The organism is Acidovorax sp. NPDC077693, assembly GCF_044542805.1.
Taxonomy (GTDB): domain Bacteria; phylum Pseudomonadota; class Gammaproteobacteria; order Burkholderiales; family Burkholderiaceae_C; genus Acidovorax.
The window spans coordinates 1-1,082 of record NZ_JBITVD010000041.1 but is presented as its reverse complement, the minus strand read 5'-3'; the positions used below and the strand labels follow the sequence as shown (position 1 = coordinate 1,082).

The following is a 1,082-nucleotide window of genomic DNA, read 5'->3' as shown; positions in this document are numbered from 1 at the left end:
TGTCGCATCCCGGACGATCATATGGCCGCTTGTGAAACAGATCCGGGTGCTCCTGGTACCACTCTTTCATAGCCTGCATCGGCGTCTTGCTCTTGAGCGCTGACTGCGGCAACTGGTGGTTGTACAAGGCCACATAGCGCAGCAAGGTCTGCTCCATGTCTTCACGGCTGTTGAACCGGTGGGTCTTCAGGACGTCCGCTATGCGGCCATTGAACCGCTCCACCATGCCGTTGGTTCTGGGTGTTCTGGGCTTGGTCAGCCGGTGCTCTATGCCCAACTCCTGGCACAGTTGGTCAAACTCATGGTTGCCGCTGGGCTCTCGCTCCTTACTGGCAAACAGGCGGTCTGTGAACTCCTTGCCGTTGTCGGTCAACAGCTTGTTGATCCTGATCGGACAGGCTTTGTGCAATGCCTTCAGGAAAGCCTGCGCACTGGCTGCTGTCTTGTTGGCCTTGAGTTGCACGAACACCCATCGCGTGGCCCTGTCGATGGCCACGAACAGATAACGTCGGCTGCTCTCGTCCTGCATCTGGGGCAGGTACTTCACGTCCATGTGCACATAGCCTGGCTCGTAGCTCTTGAAGGCCTTGTGGGCCAGCGCAGGCTCCTGGGGCTTGAGGGCCTTGAGGTTGCCCGCTGCATGGCGGCGCAGGCACCGGTCCAGGCCCGAGCGGGAGACATCGGGGCAAATGAACTCCCGTGTCACGGCCAGCAGGTCATCCAGAGGCAGCATCAATGTACGCCGCAAGTGAACCACCACAGTCTCTTGCGCGGGCGTAAGCACCGTCTGTAGGTGATGGGCCGTGTGTGAGCGGTCCCCAAAGACTGAGCGCTTCTTCCACTTGTAGACCGTCTGCTCGGTGATGCCAAAGCGCTGGGCCAAGACACTGGCTGTCTCATCGCTGGCCGCGATCTCGGCCCGCACGGCGGGTGTGGTGCGAGCGTTCTTGTGTAGGGCTATCAACATGGCTTCGCTCCCTGGGTAGATTGCAAGGACTCTACCAACTCCTGCAGAACAGCTCGGGCCATGAAGAGCGGATAGCGTTTAGAGTCTATGCAATCGTCCGGGATGCGACACTTAG

Annotated in this window: 1 protein-coding gene; it reads right to left on the bottom strand. The window is 59.4% G+C overall.

The annotated features are described in order from the left end of the window. Positions 1-967, bottom strand: a 967-nt coding sequence (locus tag ACIGHN_RS28015; protein WP_396507587.1) for an IS481 family transposase, incomplete at its 3' end; no start/stop codon positions are given. Positions 968-1,082: the final 115 nt, after the last annotated feature.